The sequence below is a fragment of the Pseudarthrobacter sp. R1 genome (assembly GCF_024494415.1).
Taxonomy (GTDB): domain Bacteria; phylum Actinomycetota; class Actinomycetes; order Actinomycetales; family Micrococcaceae; genus Arthrobacter.
Genome location: NZ_JAMKFI010000008.1, coordinates 1,288,576 through 1,308,192, shown reverse-complemented (window position 1 = coordinate 1,308,192; position 19,617 = coordinate 1,288,576). Strand labels below are relative to the sequence as shown.

General features: G+C 66.3%; 18 protein-coding genes and 2 tRNA genes. 4 read left to right on the top strand and 16 right to left on the bottom strand.

All coding sequences use genetic code 11. From position 1 onward, the window contains the following. The first annotated feature begins 113 nt into the window (after positions 1-113). Together M8J71_RS17035 and M8J71_RS17030 are read left to right on the top strand one after the other, a co-directional pair. Positions 114-1,031 carry a LysR family transcriptional regulator gene (locus tag M8J71_RS17035; protein WP_163164052.1) on the top strand — a complete coding sequence of 306 codons (918 nt, stop codon included), beginning with the start codon at positions 114-116 and terminating at the stop codon, positions 1,029-1,031. Positions 1,032-1,076: 45 nt separating this feature from the next. Continuing rightward, positions 1,077-1,580 carry a DUF2004 domain-containing protein gene (locus M8J71_RS17030; RefSeq protein WP_256248917.1) on the top strand — a complete coding sequence of 168 codons (504 nt, stop codon included), beginning with the start codon at positions 1,077-1,079 and terminating at the stop codon, positions 1,578-1,580. Positions 1,581-1,655: 75 nt separating this feature from the next. Here the strand turns inward: M8J71_RS17030 and metE are convergent, their stop codons facing one another. The 8 genes from metE to M8J71_RS16990 all read right to left on the bottom strand — a co-directional run bounded on the left by metE (position 1,656) and on the right by M8J71_RS16990 (position 10,510). Then, the gene (gene metE, locus M8J71_RS17025; protein WP_256248916.1) at positions 1,656-3,986 is read right to left on the bottom strand and encodes a 5-methyltetrahydropteroyltriglutamate--homocysteine S-methyltransferase; all 2,331 of its coding nucleotides are present in this window, start codon (positions 3,984-3,986) and stop codon (positions 1,656-1,658) included. Between the two features lie 83 nt (positions 3,987-4,069). Further along, entirely contained in the window at positions 4,070-5,035 is a 966-nt protein-coding gene (locus tag M8J71_RS17020; RefSeq protein ID WP_256248915.1) for a methylenetetrahydrofolate reductase, read from the bottom strand. Positions 5,036-5,393: 358 nt separating this feature from the next. Continuing rightward, positions 5,394-6,137 carry a hypothetical protein gene (locus M8J71_RS17015; protein WP_256248914.1) on the bottom strand — a complete coding sequence of 248 codons (744 nt, stop codon included), beginning with the start codon at positions 6,135-6,137 and terminating at the stop codon, positions 5,394-5,396. Beyond that, entirely contained in the window at positions 6,134-7,177 is a 1,044-nt protein-coding gene (locus M8J71_RS17010) for a vWA domain-containing protein (RefSeq protein WP_256248912.1), read from the bottom strand. The genes M8J71_RS17015 and M8J71_RS17010 overlap by 4 nt, the downstream gene beginning before the upstream one ends. Further along, entirely contained in the window at positions 7,174-8,175 is a 1,002-nt protein-coding gene (locus M8J71_RS17005; protein ID WP_256248911.1) for a vWA domain-containing protein, read from the bottom strand. The genes M8J71_RS17010 and M8J71_RS17005 overlap by 4 nt, the downstream gene beginning before the upstream one ends. Next, positions 8,166-8,633 carry a hypothetical protein gene (locus M8J71_RS17000; protein ID WP_256248910.1) on the bottom strand — a complete coding sequence of 156 codons (468 nt, stop codon included), beginning with the start codon at positions 8,631-8,633 and terminating at the stop codon, positions 8,166-8,168. Before M8J71_RS17000 ends, M8J71_RS17005 begins: the two co-directional genes overlap by 10 nt. Then, positions 8,623-9,495, bottom strand: a complete 873-nt coding sequence (locus M8J71_RS16995) for a DUF58 domain-containing protein (RefSeq protein ID WP_256248909.1) — start codon at positions 9,493-9,495, stop codon at positions 8,623-8,625. The genes M8J71_RS17000 and M8J71_RS16995 overlap by 11 nt, the downstream gene beginning before the upstream one ends. Positions 9,496-9,502: 7 nt before the next feature. Then, a complete protein-coding gene (locus tag M8J71_RS16990) occupies positions 9,503-10,510 on the bottom strand; it encodes an AAA family ATPase (protein WP_256248908.1) in 1,008 nt (335 codons plus the stop codon). Between the two features lie 140 nt (positions 10,511-10,650). On the opposite strand from M8J71_RS16990, the gene M8J71_RS16985 reads away from it, so the two are divergent. After that, positions 10,651-10,854: a hypothetical protein gene (locus tag M8J71_RS16985; protein WP_256248907.1), complete on the top strand. Its 204-nt coding sequence runs from the start codon at positions 10,651-10,653 to the stop codon at positions 10,852-10,854. Positions 10,855-10,886: 32 nt separating this feature from the next. On the opposite strand, the gene M8J71_RS16980 is transcribed toward M8J71_RS16985, so the two are convergent. The 6 genes from M8J71_RS16980 to M8J71_RS16955 all read right to left on the bottom strand — a co-directional run bounded on the left by M8J71_RS16980 (position 10,887) and on the right by M8J71_RS16955 (position 17,793). Beyond that, positions 10,887-11,768: a carbohydrate ABC transporter permease gene (locus M8J71_RS16980; protein ID WP_256248906.1), complete on the bottom strand. Its 882-nt coding sequence runs from the start codon at positions 11,766-11,768 to the stop codon at positions 10,887-10,889. Then, a complete protein-coding gene (locus tag M8J71_RS16975; RefSeq protein WP_256248905.1) occupies positions 11,765-12,646 on the bottom strand; it encodes a carbohydrate ABC transporter permease in 882 nt (293 codons plus the stop codon). Before M8J71_RS16975 ends, M8J71_RS16980 begins: the two co-directional genes overlap by 4 nt. 3 nt (positions 12,647-12,649) lie before the next feature. Continuing rightward, a complete protein-coding gene (locus M8J71_RS16970; protein WP_256248904.1) occupies positions 12,650-14,002 on the bottom strand; it encodes an extracellular solute-binding protein in 1,353 nt (450 codons plus the stop codon). A gap of 111 nt (positions 14,003-14,113) precedes the next feature. Beyond that, positions 14,114-15,316, bottom strand: a complete 1,203-nt coding sequence (locus M8J71_RS16965; RefSeq protein WP_256249026.1) for an ROK family protein — start codon at positions 15,314-15,316, stop codon at positions 14,114-14,116. A gap of 194 nt (positions 15,317-15,510) precedes the next feature. Next, complete coding sequence (locus M8J71_RS16960; RefSeq protein ID WP_256248903.1) at positions 15,511-16,665, bottom strand: class I SAM-dependent methyltransferase; 1,155 nt, start codon at positions 16,663-16,665, stop codon at positions 15,511-15,513. Between the two features lie 45 nt (positions 16,666-16,710). Then, positions 16,711-17,793: an FAD-dependent oxidoreductase gene (locus tag M8J71_RS16955; protein ID WP_256248902.1), complete on the bottom strand. Its 1,083-nt coding sequence runs from the start codon at positions 17,791-17,793 to the stop codon at positions 16,711-16,713. A gap of 65 nt (positions 17,794-17,858) precedes the next feature. Here M8J71_RS16955 and M8J71_RS16950 point away from each other — a divergent pair, with 65 nt between their 5' ends. Continuing rightward, positions 17,859-19,175: a class I SAM-dependent methyltransferase gene (locus tag M8J71_RS16950; RefSeq protein ID WP_256248901.1), complete on the top strand. Its 1,317-nt coding sequence runs from the start codon at positions 17,859-17,861 to the stop codon at positions 19,173-19,175. A 92-nt stretch (positions 19,176-19,267) separates the two neighbouring features. On the opposite strand, the gene M8J71_RS16945 is transcribed toward M8J71_RS16950, so the two are convergent. After that, positions 19,268-19,340 (bottom strand) — tRNA-Ala (locus M8J71_RS16945). A gap of 187 nt (positions 19,341-19,527) precedes the next feature. After that, a tRNA-Ala gene (locus M8J71_RS16940) sits at positions 19,528-19,600 on the bottom strand. Positions 19,601-19,617 lie beyond the last annotated feature (17 nt).

Here is a 19,617-nt window from a genome sequence, read left to right as displayed (position 1 = left end):
TGAACATTTGCCAAGGGTGGGTATACAGAGGGCAATTCGACGCCGGTGCGGCCGCGGATGGGTGCCGTGCCTGCCAGCTTCTTCAGCGCTGGGCGGCGGAGTACTGTGGGCAGGTGGTAAATCCGGTACACCTGAAGACGCTTTTGGAGGTCACGCGGCTCGGCTCCTTCGCCGCCGCCGCATCGACCCTGGGCTACACGGCCTCGGCTGTCTCCCAGCAGATGTCTGCGCTGGAACGGGATACCGGCGTGGTCCTCTTCCAGCGCTCCGCGCGCAGCGTGGTGCCCACGGAAGCCGCCGTCGTGATGACCCGCCACGCCGCCAAGGTGCTCACGGACATGGAGGCACTGATGGCCGCAGCCTCCAAAACCCAGGACACAGCCAACCAGGAACTACGGCTCGGCATCTTCCCCAGCCTGGCAACCTACGTCCTGCCGAGGATACTCAAAAACCCGGCCTGGAAGAACCTGGGAATTGACCTGAAGGTCTCCGTGGCGGAACCGGGCCAGACCATCCAAGGGCTGCGCACCGGCGGTGACCTGGACCTGGCCGTGGTTTTCCAGGTGGGCCAGACCGGGTTCGCCTGGCCGAACACCATCAACCGGCAGTGGATCGGCGACGACAACTTCCGGGTGGTGCTGCCCGCCGGCTGGGGTTTCCGGACTGACGCGAAGGTGGCAGCAGACCACCTCTCCGAAATGCCGTGGATCATGCACCACCCGGGCACCAGCGATGCGATGGTCATTGAACGCCTTTTCGCCGGCTGCAACCTGCATCCCCGCGTGGTGGCCCACAGTGACGATTTCCATGCAAGCCTCGAAATGGCTGCTGCAGGGCTGGGGGCGGCGCTTGTGCCTGAGCTCGCACTGCGCCACCGGCCTGAAGGCGTGGTGGTGCTTGACGTTCCAGAGATCCGGCTGGCCCGCAACGTCTTCGCGCTGTTGATCAATGACAGGAAAACCGCCCGGGTGCAGCTCTTTGTTGATTTGCTGGCTGAGACCCTGGCCGGGATGCGCACGGCAGTGAATTAGGCCTGAACGCTGGAATGCACCGCAGTTCGGGTCTATGTTGAAACTATGAACAAGGTAGCGAGCCAGCACTTTGGAGAGATCGAGCTCAATCACGGCAGGGATCACTTCATCGCCGCCAAGCATGAACTGCGTGGCCATCCGCTGGAAATCGACCTGAACGTCACCGCCCACGACCACTTCGACGAGGCCGCCCTGCGCAAGGTCGATTACCGTTTGCGCTTCCTGCCCGAGCTGGTGGACGAGGTGCGGGACATGATCGCTGAGGAGCTGGACCAGGAAGGCACCAGCCCCCAGGAGTACCTCCAGTTCCACTGCAACGCACTCAAGGATGAGCACTTGCAGAAGGTATTCGGGGTGACCGAACGCAGCCAGCTCACCAACGAAGTGTTTCTTAAGGCACTGAAGCTCGGCCACGTCCGCATCTACCCCGGCCAGCCCGAGCGCTACTTCGTTCTGGACTTCACCCTGGGCGAGCATTTCACCGATGAGGTCTTGGTGGCGTCGGCCGATGAGGACGGCGTAGTGGACGACGAGATCGTCTGGTCCTGACGTAGATTAAACGACGCCGGCCGGCCACCTTTGGAGGTGGCCGGCCGATCGCTTGCCTGCTTTACTTGGCCGTTACTACTTCGCTGCTTCGAGCAGTTCGGCGCGGACTGCCTTGGTGGCCTCCACCAGGTTCCGTAGGGATTCCTCGGTCTCGGCGTAGCCGCGGGTCTTCAGGCCGCAGTCCGGGTTGACCCAGAGCTGGCGGGACGGCACGTGCTTGACGGCGGTGCTGAGCAGCTCGGTGACTTCCTCGGTGCCGGGAACGCGCGGCGAGTGGATGTCGTACACCCCCGGGCCAACGCCGCGGCCGAAGCCGTGGGATTCGAGGTCGTGGACAACCTCCATGCGGGACCGTGCGGCCTCGATCGAGGTTACGTCCGCGTCCAGGCCGTCGATGGCGTCGATGATCACGCCAAACTCCGAGTAGCAGAGGTGGGTGTGGATCTGGGTGGCGTCCGCAGCACCGGCGGTCGCCAGGCGGAAGGAGTCCACGGACCACTGCAGGTAGTCGTCGTGGTCGGCCTTCCGCAGCGGGAGGAGTTCGCGCAGTGCGGGCTCGTCCACCTGGATGACCTTGATGCCGGCGGCTTCGAGGTCGGCGATCTCGTCGCGCAGCGCGAGGCCAACCTGGTTGGCGGTCTCACCCAGGGGCTGGTCGTCACGGACGAAGGACCACGCCAGGATGGTGACCGGACCGGTGAGCATGCCCTTCATCGGCTTGCTGGTGAGGGACTGCGCATACTTGGCCCACTCCACGGTGATGGGAGCACTGCGCGTCACGTCGCCCCAGAGGATGGACGGGCGTGTGCAGCGTGAGCCATAGGACTGGACCCAGCCGTGGACGGTGACGTCGAAACCTTCGAGGTTCTCGGCGAAGTACTGCACCATGTCGTTGCGCTCGGGCTCGCCGTGGACCAGGACGTCGTAGCCGAGTTCTTCCTGCAGGGCCACAACGCGCTTGATCTCGTCCTTCATGAGCTTCCCGTACTGCTCGTCCGTGAGGTCGCCCTTGTTGTTGCGGGCCCGGGCCGAACGGATCTCCGAGGTCTGCGGGAAGGAACCGATGGTGGTGGTGGGCAGCGGCGGCAGGTCCAGCGCCTCTTCCTGCGCGGCTTCGCGGACGGAGTATTCGGAGCGGCTGAAGTCAGCGGCGGTGAGGGCCGCGGTGCGGGCCCGGACGTCTGCACGGCGGACGCCTTCGGCGGTGGCCCGGGAAGCGATCACTGCGGTTGCCTCGTCGATGGCTGCCTTGGCGGAGGAGGGGTCGGCCAGGTAGGAGGCGAGGGTCTTGACCTCCACGGCCTTCTGGTCCGAGAACGCCAGCCAGCTGCGGAGCTGCTCGGAGAGCTGCGTTTCCTCGGCTACGTCGTGGGGCACATGCTGGGTGGAGGTGGAGGTGGAGACGGCGAGCTTGCCCGCGGCGGCCTTCAGTTCCTCCAGCTTTGCGGCGGACGCGGCAAGATCGTTGCGCCAAATGTTGTGGCCGTCAACAACGCCGGCAACCAGGGTCTTGTCGCCCAGGCCCGCCAGGGCGGCAGCTGAGGGAACGGCGCCCTTGAAGACGTCGATGTGCAGTGCCTCGATGTTGGTGGCGGCGAGCGTGCCGAGCTGGCCGTCAAGCGAACCATACGGGGTGGAAACGAGGATCTGCGGACGGTTGACGGCAGCGGTGAGGACCTCGTAGGCGCGGGCAACCGCTGCCTCGATCTCCGCGGCCTGGATGTCCTGGTCAACCACCAGTGCAGGCTCGTCGAGCTGGACCCAGCCGGCGCCGGCGGCGGCGAGCTTCTCAAGCAGCTGCACGTAGACGGGCAGGATGTCCTCGAGGCGGGACAGCGGCGCGAAGCCGGCCGGGGCGTCGTCGGAAGCTTTGGAAAGCAGCAGGTAGGTGACCGGGCCAACGATGTAGGGGCGGGTCTCGATGCCGTTGGCCAGGCCGAAGGCGAACTCGTCCACCTTGGCGGTGGAGGCGAGGGTGAACTCGGTCTCCGGGCCGATCTCCGGCACCAGGTAGTGGTAGTTGGTGTCGAACCACTTGGTCATCTCCAGCGGCTGCTGTTCCTTGGTGCCGCGGGCAAGCGTGAAGTAGCCGTCGACGTCGAGCTGTCCCTCTCCATTGAGGAGTTTGCCGAAGCGGGCCGGGACCGCACCCAGGTGGGCCGTGGTGTCCAGGACCTGGTCGTAGTAGGAGAAGGTGCCGGGAACGGCTGCGGCTTCGGTCAGGCCGAGCTCCTGCAGGCGCCTGGCGATGGTCAGCTGGATGTCCTTGGCGGCGGCGTCCAGGGCGGCGGCGTCGATCTTGCCGGCCCAGTAGGCCTCCACGGCCTTCTTGAGCTCGCGGCGGCGGCCGATGCGCGGGTAGCCGAGGAGTGAGGCGGACGGGAAAGGGGTGTTGTTTTTAGGCATGGCAAATCCTCAGGTAGGGACGGGTCTGAAAAGTTTGGGCTTTGTGGCCGGGGGCTATCGCCGTGCGGCCGGGGGCGGGATGCTCAGCTGGCGAGCTGCGGCCGGGCCACGGCTTCACGCCGGCTGCCGGCACGGGAGCGCCGCGGAAGAGCCAGCTTCTCCAGTACGTCCAAGGCACTTTGGTGCTCGTTGAAGGTGTACAGGTGGATGCCCGGTGCTCCTGCATCCAGGGCAGCGTTGGCCAGGTCCACCGTGGCGCTGACGCCGATCCGGAGGCGTTCCAGGTCGCTGTCCGCTGCGGCCATTCGGCCCAGCAGTTCGGGAGCGGGCTCCACTCCGGTCAGCTCCCCCAGCCGCTTGAGCCGGCGAAGGCTGGTGAGCGGCATAACACCCGGAATGATGGGAATCGTCACACCGGCACGCCGTGCCCTGGTGAGCAGGTCCGCGTACTGCTCGGTATGGAAGAACACCTGTGTGATGGCGAAGTCGGCGCCGGAGCGCTGCTTGGCGAGCAACACTTCGACGTCGTGCGCCTCACTGGGTGATTCCGGATGCCTGGTGGGATAGGCCGCCACACCCACTGCGATCTTTCCGGCGCACAGCAGCGCTGACCGGCGCTGCTCAACCCGGCGGATGAGTTCGATCAGGTCCTGGGCGTACCGCAGTGAGCCCGCGGCAGGTTCCCCGCCGTCCTTGGGAAGGTCACCCCGCAGGGCAAGGATCCCCCGAACGCCGGTGTCCAGCAGTTCGCCGATGATCCCCGCCAGTTCCTGCGGCGTGTTACCAACACAGGTCAGGTGGGCCAGCGGCCGGAGGGTGGTTTCAAGCAGGAGCCGGTTGATAAGTTCGACGGCGGTGTCCCGGTTGGAGCCGCTGGCACCGTACGTGACAGAGACGTAGTCCGGTTCGGTGGTTTCGAGTTCGCGGATGGTGGTCCACAGCGTCTCCGCGGCGGCCGGCGACCGGGGCGGGAACAACTCGTAGGAAAGCGCCACCGGGGCGGCGTCGGAGAGATGTGGATGTGTGTCAATAAGGCTTGGTGGTGACATTTGCGTCCTTGGCTTTGGGCCATTGAGGGCTGCCCGCCAGGAAAATTGTGACGGGACACCGGCAATGAATTGAGTTTGGGGAACACGGAAGAACTCCACAAGGACGCAGCCGCGACTGTTACGCCTGGAATGAAGTTGTCCGTGAGCAAATGTCAGGCCCACATGGGGGCACCCACACCCTCCCTAACGGAGGATCGCTGACACGTTACCGCGGTAACTTGTATAGAACTCTAGGAGCGGCCGGATGAGCATTCAAGTTCAACTCCGAATTAAGACGCAGTCTTACGCCTTGTTTCTTCGCCCGGCAGAACATTCTTCGCCGCGGGCGGCCCTACCGTGACCGCGGCTGCGCGCCCGTTTACCAGGGGCGGTCCGGGCCGGGAGCGTAGTCGGTGTCCGAAAGGTAGTCCTCGCGTTCCCGTCCGCTGTTACGTTCGCGCTGGGATTCCCGGCCGCTTTCGGCCAGCTTCTCCAGCTGGCTCCTGCTGGGAGTCCCCGCTTCCGGTTCCACCTCGCCGGCCTCCTTCGGCGTCCCTGCCTGCCCGTTGCCGGCTCCCTCGAGTTTCCCTTTCAGGCGCCCTTCGGCCTCGCTGAGTTTCTGTCCGGCTTCTGCAGCTTCCTGGCCGGCGAAGCAGCCGCCGGGTGCCGCGCCGGCGATGTCCAGCGCTTCCGTGAACAGTGCAACGGCCGACGCCGGGTCCTCCGAGCGCAGCTTGTCATCACCGAGCCTCTCGATGGCAAGGACAAGGTTCAGCCGGATCGTGCAGGCGTCCGCCGAATCGGCCGGCGCAAGGTTCAGGGCTTCCTCAAACTTGAGCCTGGCGGCGCCGACGTCGCCGGAAAGCACCAGGGCGTCGCCTGCTGCGAACGGGGCCTTGTGCCGCTCGAGGATGTTCGCCAGTTGCAGCCCCTCAGCAGCCTTTCCGACGGCGTGGGCATCGTTGGCTGCGAAGGCGCCGGCCGCCTGCCCTGCGAGGGGGCCCACGCTGAGCAGTTTGGCGGCCACGCACAGCAGCAGGAGTACGGGCAGCACTGACCAGAGCAGCAGGCGCCGCCTCCGGATCCGGGCAGTGCTACAGGCCTGATGTTCGTTGGCCTTCATCGGGCTGCCTTCCCTGGGTCCGCGGAGCGCCGGGTAGGGCGCGGGCCGGAAACAGGACGTAGTTCGCGGAACTGCCTCATGATCAGGACGGCTTCGGCCAGACCGAGCACAAAGGCGCCCGCCGCGAACAGCCAGTAAAGCTCTGTCCGGCCCGCCAGGCTGCCGTCCTCAACGGTGGGTTCCAAAGCACCCGGGCGCGCCTGCTGGAGCATCGGCGGCACCGGGTCCCCCTCTGCCCGGTGCAGATAAGGTACATCCAGCTGGGCCGCGATCCCGCGAAGCCTGCCTTCATCAATCACGGACAAAGCATCCCTGGTGGCACTGCCGCTGCTGTCCCGGATGTAGGGGGCATCGTCGTCGACGTCCAACCCGGTGCTTTCCCTCATCCGTCCGCCGCCGGGCGTGCCGTAGCCCAGCACTGCTCCCCCGGCAACAGAGCCGTCCTCCAGTTGCAGCGGTTCCGGTTCCTTGCCGGCGGTCTGCTCGCCGTCGCCCAGGTAGAAGACAAGCCGGGGCCGCTCCGGATGGCTCTCCCGGGCGGTTGCGAGCCGCTCTGCGAGTACCTCGCGGGCGGCCGTGATGCTGCTGCCCTTCGCATAGGCCGTGACCTGCGGCTGGAGGATGGCGGTGAGCGTCTCCAACGCTGACGTGTCAGTGGTTAAGGGCATCCTGACATGCCCTTTGGTGTCAAAGGTGATGACGGAAAAGCGGGCGCCGGGCAGCTCCTGGGCAATCGCCATGATGTCCTGGCGCACGCCCTTCAGCCGCGGCTCGGAATTTCCGTAGTCCTCGGCCACCATGCTGCTGGTGGTGTCCACCACGAAGAATACATTGAGGTCGGCCGTGGCTGGTGCGGCTGGCCCGCCGGGGAAACCCGGCCGGAGTGCCGCGGCGAACAGAAGCAGCACCAGCAGGGCGCATCGGACTTCGCTGCGCACGCCCCGCCGTCGTTCGTGGGAAATTCGCCAGGCCAGGAGCACCAGCGCGGCCGTGACAACGGGCAGCAGGAGCCACCACGGCAGGATCGGGTGCAGTGTCATGGCCGGAGCCGCCAACCCGCGACGGCGAGGGCCAGTCCGGACAGGAGGGCAAGGGCCAAGGGAAGGTCAGGGCGGTCCGAGGCCACCGCCCGGGGAGCACCCTGGCGGGCAGTTGCCTCCGTTTCATGCACCCCCTCCACGATGCCCGGCACAGCCTCGGCGCTGTCCAGGGCGTAGTACGCTCCGCCGCTGAGCTCGGCCGCTTCCCTCAGCTGTGCCCCCGGCTGGTCTGCGCCTGTGCCGTAGTCCAGGTCCCCGGGGTTCAGTGCATACACACGCACCGCCCTGTCCTTGGCCAGGCCTGCGGCTTCCTTCAACGTCATGATGGGCTGCCCGGAAACGAAGTTGTCCGTAGCCAGCACCACCGACCGCGAGCGTTTGGGCTCGCTCGTCTCACTGTCGGCGCCGTGCGGGAAGCTGTTGAGGCAGGAGGCCAGGCCGTCCCCGATCAGGGATGAACCGCGTCCGCTCCAGGTCCCGTCGAGGAAGCCGGACGTGCCGGGCTTCCCGTCGAAGGCGTCGCGGGCCAGCGTCAGCTGTTCCCGGGCGTACTGGTAGTCGTCCGTCAGGGGGAAGACCTGGATGGCGGTACTGTCGAAAATGGTGAGGCCGATCCGTTCGCCTTGAAAATCTTGGGCCAGCCGCGCAAACACATCCACCACCGCGGCGTCGACGCTGCTCATGGATCCTGAGGTGTCCAGGCACAGGACGATGTCCCGGTTGTGCTGCTCCGGCCGGATAGTGCTGATCTCCACTGGGCGTGCCGCAGCCAGCACCGTGGACGCCAGCAGTGAAGCGCAGGCGATTGCGGCCACGGTGAGCCATCGGCGGTGGCGCCGCAACGCTGCCTGGTATTCGGGCAGCCTGGTGAGCCGGTCAGCGTGCGCTGCCGGCCGGCGTCGAGCGTTGGCTTTCCTGTCAGCGCGCAGGGCCGCCCATCCTGCCAGGCCTGCCGCAATGGCAGCAGGAGGGATCAGCCCCCAGAAGATCAGCTCCACGAACGCACCGCCTCGCGGGCCGTGGCGGCAGAGGCGGCAACGGCAGGCAGCGGCTCGGGGCCGAACTCGCCGGGATACAAGGCCGAGATGGCAGCGGCAGCCGCAGGCAGGGGATGTTCGGCGAGGTCGGCGTGCGTCATTCGCGGCGCGTCCACTCCGGTGGCATCCCGGACGAAACGGCGCAGCAGGAGGCTGATCTCCTGATGGGCCGCACGGGCAGCGAGGCTTCCGGCTGCCGCGTTTTGCTCCACGTCGCTGATCCGCTGCAGGTATGCCGCCTTGAGCGCCGGCAGGTCGGTCAGCGGAGCCGGGACGTCCGCCATGTCCCGGCGCGGCTGGCGGGTGCTGGTGAAGACAAAAATGTACCAGGCAGCCACCAGGAGGAGCAGCCCCAGGCCCGCCCACAGCCACGCCGGGCTGTACTGCAGAGGGCCCTGGAAACCGGGATCAGCCTGCACGGCGGTGCCTTTCCAGGAGTGCGAACAGTGCGGTGATGACATCATGGGTGCCGGCAACCGAGCCTTCGGTAATCCCGGCCCGGCGCAGCATGTTCTTCCGGCCGGCATCCCGTTCTGCGGCGGCCTGCGTGTAAGCTGCCGCCACGGCCGGCGACGATGCCAGGTGGCTCAGCAGGGGCGAGGAATCATCCACGCCGTACCACTCCGCGGCCGAGGCCAAATCGGCGTCTCGGATGGTGAGCCACAGGATTTCGTGCTGTACCCGAAGCCGGCGGAGCAGCCGGTCCAGCTCCGGGTTCGCCGCTATCTCGTCTGCTACCACAAACAGCAGGTGCCTCCCTTTGACGGTCCGGGCCACGTGCTCCAGCTGCTCCTCAATACTGCTGCCGGCCGCGTCCTCGGACGCATGGGCATGGACGTGGCGTAAGAGCCACTCAAGGTGCGCCTCCCCGCCCTTCGCCGGAAGGGTCCTGGTCCCGCTCGAGTCGCCGCTGACCAGGCCCACCACGTCGCCGTGGCGGTGGGCGAGGTACCCCAGGACCCCCAGCGCCATCACGGCGATGTCCTTCTTCGTTTCGCCGCCCTGGGCCACGGCTGCCATGTTGCGTCCGGTATCCGTGATGAGGAGCACTGTCTGCCGGCGGACCGCGACGTACCTCTTGATCAGCGGCGAGCCGTGCCGGGCCGTGGCTTTCCAGTCGATATCCCGCACCTCGTCACCGGGCACGTAGGCGCGGAGGTCGTCAAAGTCCAGGCTGCGTCCGCGGAATACTGAGCCGTACTCGCCGTCGAGCATGCCGCGGGCCTTGCGGTGCGCGAAGACGGCCATCTTCGACTTCACCCGCTGAAGGAGTGTGGTCATCCCTGCCTCAGGGTGTCTGGACGGCCGCGACGACAGCGTCGATCACCGTTTCCACCGGCACCTGCCCGGCCACGGCCTCAAAGTTCAGGATGATCCGGTGCCGCAGCACGCGGTGGGCCAGGGACTTCACGTCCTCGGGGACAACGTGGTCCCGGCCCTGCAGGAGGGCCACCGCGCGGGCAGCCTGGCTGAATGCAATGCTGGCGCGCGGACTGGCACCGAATTCGATGAAGCCGGCCAGGCGCGGATCGATGTACTGCCCGGCGTTCCGGGTCACGTAGACCAGCCCCACGATGTAATCGACGATGGCCGGGTCAATGTAGATCCGCTTCACCACGCCCTGGGCCTGGACCACCGCGTCCAGCGACGACGCTGCGGCCGGCTTCTGCTCCTGCGTGAAGATCCCGGCATCGATCCTGCGGATGATCTCGGCCTCTTCTGCAGGCGAGGGGTAATCGAGGACGTCCTTGAGCATAAAGCGGTCCATCTGGGCTTCCGGGAGCTGGTACGTTCCCTCCTGCTCGATGGGGTTCTGGGTGGCCAGGACCAGGAACGGGGAAGGCAGTCGGTACTCCTGGCCGCCAATGGACGTCTGGCGCTCCTGCATGGCCTCCAGCATGGCGCTCTGGGTCTTGGCGCTGGAACGGTTGATCTCGTCCAGGAGCACGATGTTGGCGTGGACCGGGCCCAGCTGCGTCACGAAGGTGCCCTTGGCGGCGTCGTAGATCTGGGTGCCGACGATGTCGCTCGGCAGGAGGTCCGGTGTGCACTGGATCCGACGGAATTCCGCGCTGACGGCTTCGGCCACGGTCTGCGCAGCGGTGGTCTTGGCCAGGCCGGGAACGCTCTCAAGGAGGATGTGTCCGCCGGTCAGCAGCCCCACCAGCAATGATTCCTTCAGCCGGGACTGCCCCACCATTTTGGCGTCAAAGCTCCTGGCGATGCCGGCGGCAACCTGCTGCGCCCTCGCCAGCTCCGCCGGTTCAAGCCTTGCCGACTCGCTGGTTTGAAGCACTGGTATTCCCCCTGATGGCTGTACTGGCGGCAGGCGGGCCCGCTGCCTGCCCTCCGCCGCAATCCTATCCAAGACCGGCCCGCCGGTTCCGGCAATGGGGACCCCTCCCCACCGTGCCTCCCCGGGTCTATCCTTTTGACATGAGCGAGCTTCCAGCCAGTTACAAGGAGTATCTCGCCGACAAAAGCGAGATGTTCATCAACACTGTCAAGCCTGTCCTGCAGCAGTCAGCGGCGGACAGGCTGCACGGCGTCCGGGTTGTGTACAACCCCGGCTCCACCGGCCACCAGGCCCACCTCGACGACAGCCTCCCCTTCGGGGTGGTCCTCGAGGATATCGACTAGGAAGGGCCCCGGGCTTGTGCTGTGATGCGTGCTCAACCGCGCACCGCTCCGGAGAGGGCGAATGAGCTGCCGGCACCCTTGGCAACAATGACGTACAGGGCCAGGACCGGCAGTGAGTACAGGATGGAGAACGCGGCCAGCTGGCCGTAAGCGACTGCTCCGTGCTGTCCGAAGAAGCTGAAGATGGACACGGCGGCGGGCTGGTTCGCCTCGGACAGGAGCAACACGAAGGGGACGAAGAAGTTCCCCCAGGCCTGGATGAACACAAAGATGAATACCACGCCCAGGCCCTGCCGCATCAGCGGCAGGACGATGGTGCGCAGTGCGGTCATCCTCGACGCGCCGTCCACCCACGCCGCTTCCTCCAGGGATGCCGGCACCGCATCCATAAAGTTCCTGGTCATCCAGATGGCCATGGGCAGGGCTGTGGCGGCCATAAAAAGGATGGTGGCCGGCATCGAGTCCAGCAGTTCCAGCTGCACGAACAGCCCATAGACGGGCACCATGATGGCCGTGATGGGCAGGCAGGTGCCGAACAGGACGGTGTACATAAACGGAGTGGTGAACCTGGACCTGTAGCGGGAGAGCGGATAGGCGGCCAGCACGGCCGCCACAAGGGTGGCGGCAGCGGTGCCGGTGGAGAGCACCAGGCTGTTCCACAGCGGCTGGAGCAGCAGCGCGGGTGTCATGATGGCGGCAAAGTTCTCCAGGCCGGCCTGGGCCGGCACCCGGGTTTCGTGGCTGGCGTCGGCGTCCAGTGAGGCCAGGACCAGCCAGAGCAGCGGCAGCAGGAAACATGCACCAAGCAACAGCAGGGCCACGTCTGCGGGAGTACTGCTGCGGTACGGCCCACGGGTCCGGCCGGTGGCTTCGCCGGGAGGAACAACCCTTGAGGCTTTGGCGGGCGCGGTCATCGCTTCGACTCCCGAAGCAGCCGGATGTAGACGGCGCCAAAGACCGCTCCGATGAGGATCAGCACAGTAGCCACGGCAGTGCCGTAACCGATGTCACCGAACTTAAAGGCCTCCTGGTAGGCCAGGATGGGCAGTGTGCTGCTCGCGTTGGCCGGGCCGCCTGCGGTCATCACCCAGATCAGGGTGAAGACCGCCAGCGTCTGCAGCGTGATCAGCATCAGGTTGGTGGCGATGCTCCCACGGATCATGGGCAGGGTGATGTAGGCAAGCCGTTGCCAGCCCCCGGCGCCGTCCATCTGAGCGGCTTCAGCCACTTCCGACGGAATGTCATTCAGGGCTGCCCGGTACACCAGCATGGAAAAGGCTGTGCCGCGCCAGATGTTGGCCAGCACTACCGCCGCCATGGGCCAGGAATAGAGCCAGTCGGGCTGGTCCAGCCCCAGGCCGCCCAGCAGCTGGTTCAGCGTGCCGTCCCGGCTGAAGTAGGCATAGGAGGCAAAGGCAGCGACGATTTCGGGAAGCACCCAGGCAGCCACCACCGTTGTTCCAACCACGGCAGACACGGCCCGGCGTGCGCGGCGCATAAGCACCGCAAGTGCCAGCCCCAGCAGGTTCTGCCCCAGGACCGCGGAGCCCAGAACGAACAGCACGGTCAACCCCAGGGAAAGGGGAAACACGGGATCCGCCAGGAGCCGCTGGTAGTTCTCCAGCCCGATCCAGTCAGGATTGCGCGCGTTGCGGCCCGTCAGGCCCGCATTGGTGAAGGACGCGTGGAAAGCCCACAGCACCGGACCGGCGAGAAAAACCGCCAGGAGCACGACGGCAGGCAGGACTGGCAGGTAGCGCAGCAGCCCGCGTCCCCCGCTGTGGGCCGCCACCGCTTACTTCCGGATGGTGTTGTCGCCACCCACGATATCCGCCACCGCAGCATCATAATCCGACGCTGCCTGCTCCGGTGACCGGGCACCGGTAATCACGGCCTCCGTTGCCTCCTGGACTGCCGCGGAAATTCGAGGGTAATCGGATGTTGCAGGGCGGTAGCGCGTCACCGAGACGAGTTCGGAGACGTCCTTTACGAACGGGTTCGCGGACTGGTAACCGGAGTCCTCCGCAACGTCACTGCGGACGGCGATCTGCGAACTGTCGAGCGTGAAGGCCAGCGAGTTATCGCGGTTCATTGCGGTGCTGAGGAAGCTGAACGCCAGGTCGGGCTCCTTCGTCCCGGCACTAATCGCGAGCGTCCAACCGCCTGACATGCTCACCGCTCCGGGGGCGGCGCCGTCCTGCGTGGGGAACGGGGCGACACCCATGTCCTGCTCATAGCCCGGCCATTCGTAGCTGCCGCCGTCCTGCCAGAACGACGGCGCATAGGAGCCTTCCACGGTGGCGCCCAGCTTCGCGTTCGGGAACCATTCCCCGAACACTTTCTTCCAGACGTTCGCATCCAGCGCCTCTGCCGGGGTAACGGCGAGCCCCTCGTCATAGAGGGTCTTGAGGAAAGCCAGGGAGTCGGTGAAACCGGCGGAGCCCACTACCCACTTCTTTGTTTCCTCGTCGTACAGCGTGGACCCGGTTCCGTAGAGCAGTTCGTAGAATCCCTGCATTACGGTGCCTTCACCGGTGCCCTTGCCGGCATACATGTTGAACGGGACCACCGAGGGATCGTTCGCCTTGATCTTCCGGGCAATGTCCAGGATCTCCTGCCAGTTGCGCGGCTGCCAGGGAAGGGTGATCCCGGCGCCTTCGAAGACCTTCCGGTTGTACCAGATGGCCCGGGTGTCGGTTCCCAGCGGCACCGCGTACGTTCCGCCGTCGTCCGCCCGCCCTGCCGCCTTGGCGCCGTCGTCGAACTTGTCCCAGTCCTCCCAGCCCTCAAGGTGGCTGTCCAGCTTCAGGAGGTAGCCGGCGTCGACGTCGGAGCGGACCTTGAAGGTGTCTTCGTAGAAGACGTCCGGCGCGGTGGACGGCGACCTCAGGGCGAGGGCCAGCTTGGTGCCGTAGTCGTCGTCGTTCCCCTGGATGGGCTGCAGTTCAACCGTCACTCCCTGGTTTGCAGCCTCGAACTCCTGTTTGGCTGCCTGGAACATGGTCTCCAGGGCGGTGAAGGAGTCGGTCTTCTGATAGACCACCTTGAGCGTTTTTGATCCATCCTCGGAAGCACCGGGGGTGCAGGCCGTCAAAACAACCAGTGCGGATGCGATCAGGGACATGGTCTTCAGGGCCGGGCGACGCATGGTGCTCCATTCGATCAATGGCTGCGGGGCCCTTGTCAGCGGGCCCCCCAGCCGCGGCAATACGCAAATGCTAGATCTGTGCCCGGCCCCAGGCAAGGGCAAGGCACCCCCTCAGCTCTCCAGCAGGAGCCTCTGGGCGCGGGGAGCCAGCGTGTGTTCCAGAACCAGCGACGCTGCGCCGATGGCCCCCACGTCCTCCCCCACGCCGGTCCCCACCACCTCGATGGGATGGATCAGCCGGGTGTCACTGTTGGCGTCGAGCAGGACAGGGATTTTCTCAAGGTAGCGTTCTGCAAGGCGGCTCCAGAACGGCCCGCCGAACACCACCCGCTCCACGTCCAAGGTATTGGTCACCACGGACGCTGCCCGCGCGACCAGCACCGCGGACTTGTCGATGATGGCAAGCGCCTGTTCATTTCCCTGGTCTGCAAGGTCGCACAGCGCGGAGAAGCTCTGCTGGATTTCTGCCCCGCTGTTGCCCGACCGGGAGCCGTCAAGGATGCCGGCGGCTTCGGCCTCGGCCACGAGTACCTGCGGGATGCAGGAAGACTTTACGCATCCGCGCAGGCCGCAGTCGCACGGCGGACCGTCCGGATCCACCACGATGTGGCCGATCTCCCCCGCGTTGCCGGACGTGCCCCGGACCACTTCGTCGTTAAGGACGATCCCGCAGCCAATTCCGGTGCCCATGTACATAAAGATGAAGCTGCCCGCTCCGCTCGGGCCGCCGGCCCAGGTTTCCGCAACGGCCGCACTGGTGACGTCCTTGTCCATAAGCACGGAGTAGCCGGTGGCTTCCGACAGCGCGTTGCGCAGTTCCACCCTGTCCCAGCCCGGGAGGAGCGGCGGGTCCACCACGGTGCCGTTATCAAGGTCGATGGGGCCGGGAGCCGCCACGCCAAGGCCGGCGATCCTGTCCCTGTCCACGCCGGAATCCTCCACCAGCTGGGAGATCTCGGCGGCGATGGTGGCAATGACGGCGGAAGGATCGTTTCCGCCGGGTGTCTTGATCCGGGAGTGCTGCACCACCGCGCCCACGAGGTCCAGGACCACGAACGTGGTCACTGCGGGGTCGAGGTGCACACCGACGGCGAACATGCCGCCCGGATTGAGGCGGAGGATGGTGCGGGGCTTACCGGGACCGCTGCCTTCCTTGCCTGCCTCAACAATGAGGTTCTGGTCCAGCAGGCGGCGGGAAATGTTGGAGATGGTCTGCGGCGAAAGGCCCACAATCTGGGCGAGCTCCACCCTGCTGAGCCCGCCGGATGAGCGGCGCACGGCGTCGAGGATCACCGTCAGGTTGAAGTCACCCATCCGGGGCAGGTTGGTGCCGCGCCTTGGTGAGGATTGGCGGATCTCAGTCACGGCGTCCCCTTCGTCTCCGGCACATAGTTACTGATGTCTGAATCGTACGTTACGCACAGGCGCAGACCCATAGGAGCGGCCGACGGCGCGGCGCAGCTTTGGCGGGCCTTCTCTGATGGCTGTGCCTGCTTACTCGAGCATGATCAGCTCGGGCTGCGGCGGGTGCTTAAGGTCACGGTGAATTTGGGGTTTTGGCATTTCACGACGGTGGGGCCAACGTGCCGCTCGAGCGCGGGGAGGTAGGCCAGGTGGCGGTTGAAGACGGTCCACAGCTCCCCGCCGGGGGCAAGCACGCGGCCCGCTGCTTCGATCAGTTTCAGGCCCGCTCCTGCATGGACGCCGGCGCCTACGTGGAAGGGCGGATTCAGCAGTATCAGGTCCGCGCTCCCTGCCGGCAGGGTGCCCATGGCGTCGTCCTGCAGGGCGCGGACCTGCCCTGCCAGGCCGTTGGCCCGGGCGGTTGCGAGTGCAGATGCCACGGCGGCGGCGGACTGGTCGGTGGCGGTGACTGTGGAGCGGGGATGCTGCCGGGCGTACATCGCGGCAAGGATTCCCGTGCCGCAGCCCAGGTCGATGGCGTGCTGCGCGGGCCGCATGGACGGCAGGAACGTCAGCAGGAACCGGGTACCGATATCCAGCCGCGGCCCGGCAAAAACCGCGCCGTGGGCTGCAACGTCAAGATCAATCTCGGCCAGGTGCTCGACGACGGGAAAGCGCCCCGGATCCCCGCTCCCCTGCCTGCCGGTGGCCACGATCACCCTGGACTTCTGCCTGGCGAGCTGCGGCGTGACGGACCTGAAGTGGCGCTCGAGGACGGCGTTCATGCCCAGGGACATGTGCTTTACCCGGCCGCCGGCCAGGAGCACCACGTCCGGGGAGGCGTAGGCGGCCACTGCTGCCGCAATTTCGTCCAGCTCCGCCAGGGTTTTTGGCAGCTGCAGCAGGACAGTCCCTGCGTCCTCAAGGAGTTCGCGTCCGAGGGGAAGCTGGGTAAAGGGCAGGCTGCCTCCTGCCCCGTTTCCGAGTACCGCGGCGGCATTGAGCCGCAACGCCTGCTCACCGGTGATGAGGTCCTGGTGCACCCTGACCGCGTCGGGATCGAGGACTGCAAGGGCACCGAGGGTCAGGGCGCCGTAGCGGTCACCGATGATCGCCACCGTGCTTCCGGCCGAGACGTGGGCGGCGGCCGAATCAAGCAGCAGCCGGTCTGTGGCATCCCATGCCTGCAGGTTGGGCGCTTCGACATCCGGCCGCCGCCGAAGCACCGGGAGGACGTCTTCAAGAGTCTTTAGTGCCACTGTTCCTGCCGCCTTGTAGTGTTGGTCCTGGCCCGTACCCAGCCGTCAGCCCCAATTTACCGTTCTGGCGGACGGCCGGATGCCCGGCAGTTTCAGAATGGCAGCTACCGCAGCGCGGCCTGCCCGGTTGGCGCCGATGGTGGACGACGACGGCCCGTAGCCCACCAGATGGACCCGCGGCTCCGCTGCCACCTGTGTGCCGTCCATAGCGATTCCCCCGCCCGGTCCACGAAGGTGCAGCGGAGCGAGATGCTCCAGTTCGGCCCGGAACCCGGTGGCCCACAGGATCACAACTGCCGCCTGGAAGCGCCCGTCGGCCAGCCGGACGCCGTCGGGTTCGATGGACGTGAACATGGGCTGCCGGTCGAGCGCGCCTCGTGCTGCCGCCGCCCGGAGTGCGGGCGTCCAGATGAGGCCGGTCACCGACACCACGCTTTGCGGCGGCAGGCCCTGGCGCACGCGCTCCTCCACCAGTGCCACGGCATCGTGGCCGGCCCTGGCATCGAATTCGGCGTCCCGCCACACCGGCTCCCGCCGGGTGAACCAGCTGGTGGACGTGACACGGGAAATTTCGTCCAGGAGCCCGACGGCGGAAATCCCGCCGCCAACCACAATCACATGCTGGCCCGCGAACTCCTCGGCCGAGACGTAGTCGGCTACATGGAGCTGCCTTCCCCGGAACGTCGACTGTCCGGGATAGATGGGCCAGAACGGCCGGGTCCACGTGCCGGTGGCATTGATGACCGCGGCAGCGCTCCACCCGCCGTTGGACGTGCTGACCAGCAGCCTGCCGGCAGGGTCCGTGTCTTCGCGGCTGACAGACCTTACTTTCACGGGCCGCTGGACGGACAGGCCCAATTCCTCCTCATAAGCACGGAAGTAGCGCGACAGGAACTCCGAGCTCGGTTCCCTGGGGTCCACGGCGGGCTTGGCGATACCGGGCAGATCGCTGATGCCGTTCACGGTTGCCATCCGGAGGCTCTTCCACCGGTGCCGCCACGCGCCGCCCGGACCTTCCTCGGCGTCGAGCACTGCGAAGTCAAGCCCCCGGCGCTGCAGATGGTAGGCGGCGGAAAGTCCCGCCTGGCCCGCGCCGATGACAACGACGTCGGCTCGGGCAGGATTCACCCACCCATGATAGTCGGACGGGGCTTCCCGGCCTTAGTCTTGGCCCATGGAGACAGGAGGACCATATGACCACTGGAACCGGAAACGCAGCACGGCTCGCCAAGGCCTTGGCCATCGTGCTCGGTACTGAGGAAATACCGCTGAGGTTGCGGGCCTGGGACGGTTCCGAGGCCGGGCCGGAGGGGGCGCCGGTCCTGGAGTTCCGTGCCCGGCGTGCCCTGAGGCGCATGCTTTGGTCGCCGGGACAGCTGGGCCTGAGCCGGGCCTACGTTTCCGGTGACATTGATGCGCCCGGGGACGTGTTTGCCGCTTTCACCGCGTTGAGCTCGGCCGGTAAGTTTGCAGAGCCCGGTCCGTTCCGGCCGCTCACAGTTGGCGAACTCTGGACGCTGCTCCGTACCGCCGTGCGGCTGGGAGCGCTGGGCCCCAATCCTGCTCCTCCCCCGGAGGAAGCGCGGGTTGCCCGCAAGGGCAGGCTGCACTCCCGTCGCAGGGATTCCGCCGCCATCTCGCACCATTACGACGTCGGCAATGACTTCTACGCCCTGGTCCTGGGGCCGTCCATGGTCTACTCCTGCGCCGTGTGGCCTGAAGAGGAGGACGGCCGAATTCCAGCCGGCGATCGGCTTGCCGAGGGTTTGGACGCCGCCCAGGAGGCAAAGCTGGATCTCGTGTGCCGCAAGCTTGGGCTTAAGCCGGGGATGCGCGTGCTGGACGTGGGCTGCGGCTGGGGAAGCTTGGCCCTGCATGCTGCGGAAAGGTATGGCGTCACGGTGGTTGGTGTGACCCTGTCCCAGGAGCAAGCCATCCTGGCACGTAAGCGTGCCGCAGATTCCGGCCTTACCGAACGAATTGATATCCGGGTGCAGGACTACCGCGATGTCCAGGACGGGCCCTTTGACGCCATCAGCTCCATTGGAATGTCTGAGCACGTGGGACGGGCAGAGATGCCGCGCTACGCCGCCACGTTGTTCAGCCTGCTGCGCCCCGGCGGCCGGCTGTTGAACCACGCCATTTCCTGGAACGCCGGCCCTACGGACCCGGACCCACACTCCTTTATCCCCCGGTACGTCTTTCCGGACGGCGAGATGATCAGCCTGGGCGAGATGTCCACTGCCCTGGAATCAGCCGGCTTCGAGATCCTGGACGTGGAGGCTTTACGCCGGCATTACGCGCTCACCCTGCGTGCCTGGGTCAGCCGGCTGGAGGAGCAGTGGGACCAGGCAGTGACGCTGACCAGCCGCGGACGGGCCCGGGTATGGCGGGTGTATATGGCTTCCAGTGCCCTCGGCTTTGAGAACGGACTGACGGGCGTCAACCAGGTTCTGGTCCAGCGGCCCGGCGGCGACCCGCCGCCGCTGCGCCGGACGCAGTGGCTGTAAGGAAAGGGCACTGGACTGCTGGGGAACCAAAAAGGGAACCATCCCGAAGGGTGGTTCCCTTTTTGCTTCCTCCCTGGCGGGAGGATAACCCGTGGAGCTGAGGGGACTCGAACCCCTGACCCCCTGCATGCCATGCAGGTGCGCTACCAGCTGCGCCACAGCCCCGGACTTTGCCTGAGTGGGAGAATGTCCCGCCGAAGCAACCTGATCAGCTTAATGCACTTTCGCGCCGGGCGCCAATCGGCACGTCCTGCTGTGTGGCGGCGTGCCACCACTGCCGCAGGAGCGATTCAGCCGCCGCCCCGGAAACGAAAAAATCCGCCGGAACCTACTGATTCCGGCGGATTATCGGTGGAGCTGAGGGGACTCGAACCCCTGACCCCCTGCATGCCATGCAGGTGCGCTACCAGCTGCGCCACAGCCCCGAACTATTGCCGCTCTA

Bases quoted from the DNA above. Each gene is read 5' to 3' on its own strand.
- M8J71_RS16965 (WP_256249026.1), bottom strand. From the start codon at position 15,316: ATGGGTGACTTCAACCTGACGGTGATCCTCGACGCCGTGCGCCGCTCA.
- M8J71_RS17010 (WP_256248912.1), bottom strand. From the start codon at position 7,177: ATGACACTGCACCCGATCCTGCCGTGGTGGCTCCTGCTGCCCGTTGTC.
- M8J71_RS16985 (WP_256248907.1), top strand. From the start codon at position 10,651: ATGAGCGAGCTTCCAGCCAGTTACAAGGAGTATCTCGCCGACAAAAGC.
- M8J71_RS16980 (WP_256248906.1), bottom strand. From the start codon at position 11,768: ATGACCGCGCCCGCCAAAGCCTCAAGGGTTGTTCCTCCCGGCGAAGCC.
- M8J71_RS16950 (WP_256248901.1), top strand. From the start codon at position 17,859: ATGACCACTGGAACCGGAAACGCAGCACGGCTCGCCAAGGCCTTGGCC.
- M8J71_RS16995 (WP_256248909.1), bottom strand. From the start codon at position 9,495: ATGACCACACTCCTTCAGCGGGTGAAGTCGAAGATGGCCGTCTTCGCG.
- M8J71_RS17020 (WP_256248915.1), bottom strand. From the start codon at position 5,035: ATGTCACCACCAAGCCTTATTGACACACATCCACATCTCTCCGACGCC.
- metE (WP_256248916.1), bottom strand. From the start codon at position 3,986: ATGCCTAAAAACAACACCCCTTTCCCGTCCGCCTCACTCCTCGGCTAC.
- M8J71_RS16970 (WP_256248904.1), bottom strand. From the start codon at position 14,002: ATGCGTCGCCCGGCCCTGAAGACCATGTCCCTGATCGCATCCGCACTG.
- M8J71_RS17015 (WP_256248914.1), bottom strand. From the start codon at position 6,137: ATGAAGGCCAACGAACATCAGGCCTGTAGCACTGCCCGGATCCGGAGG.
- M8J71_RS17030 (WP_256248917.1), top strand. From the start codon at position 1,077: ATGAACAAGGTAGCGAGCCAGCACTTTGGAGAGATCGAGCTCAATCAC.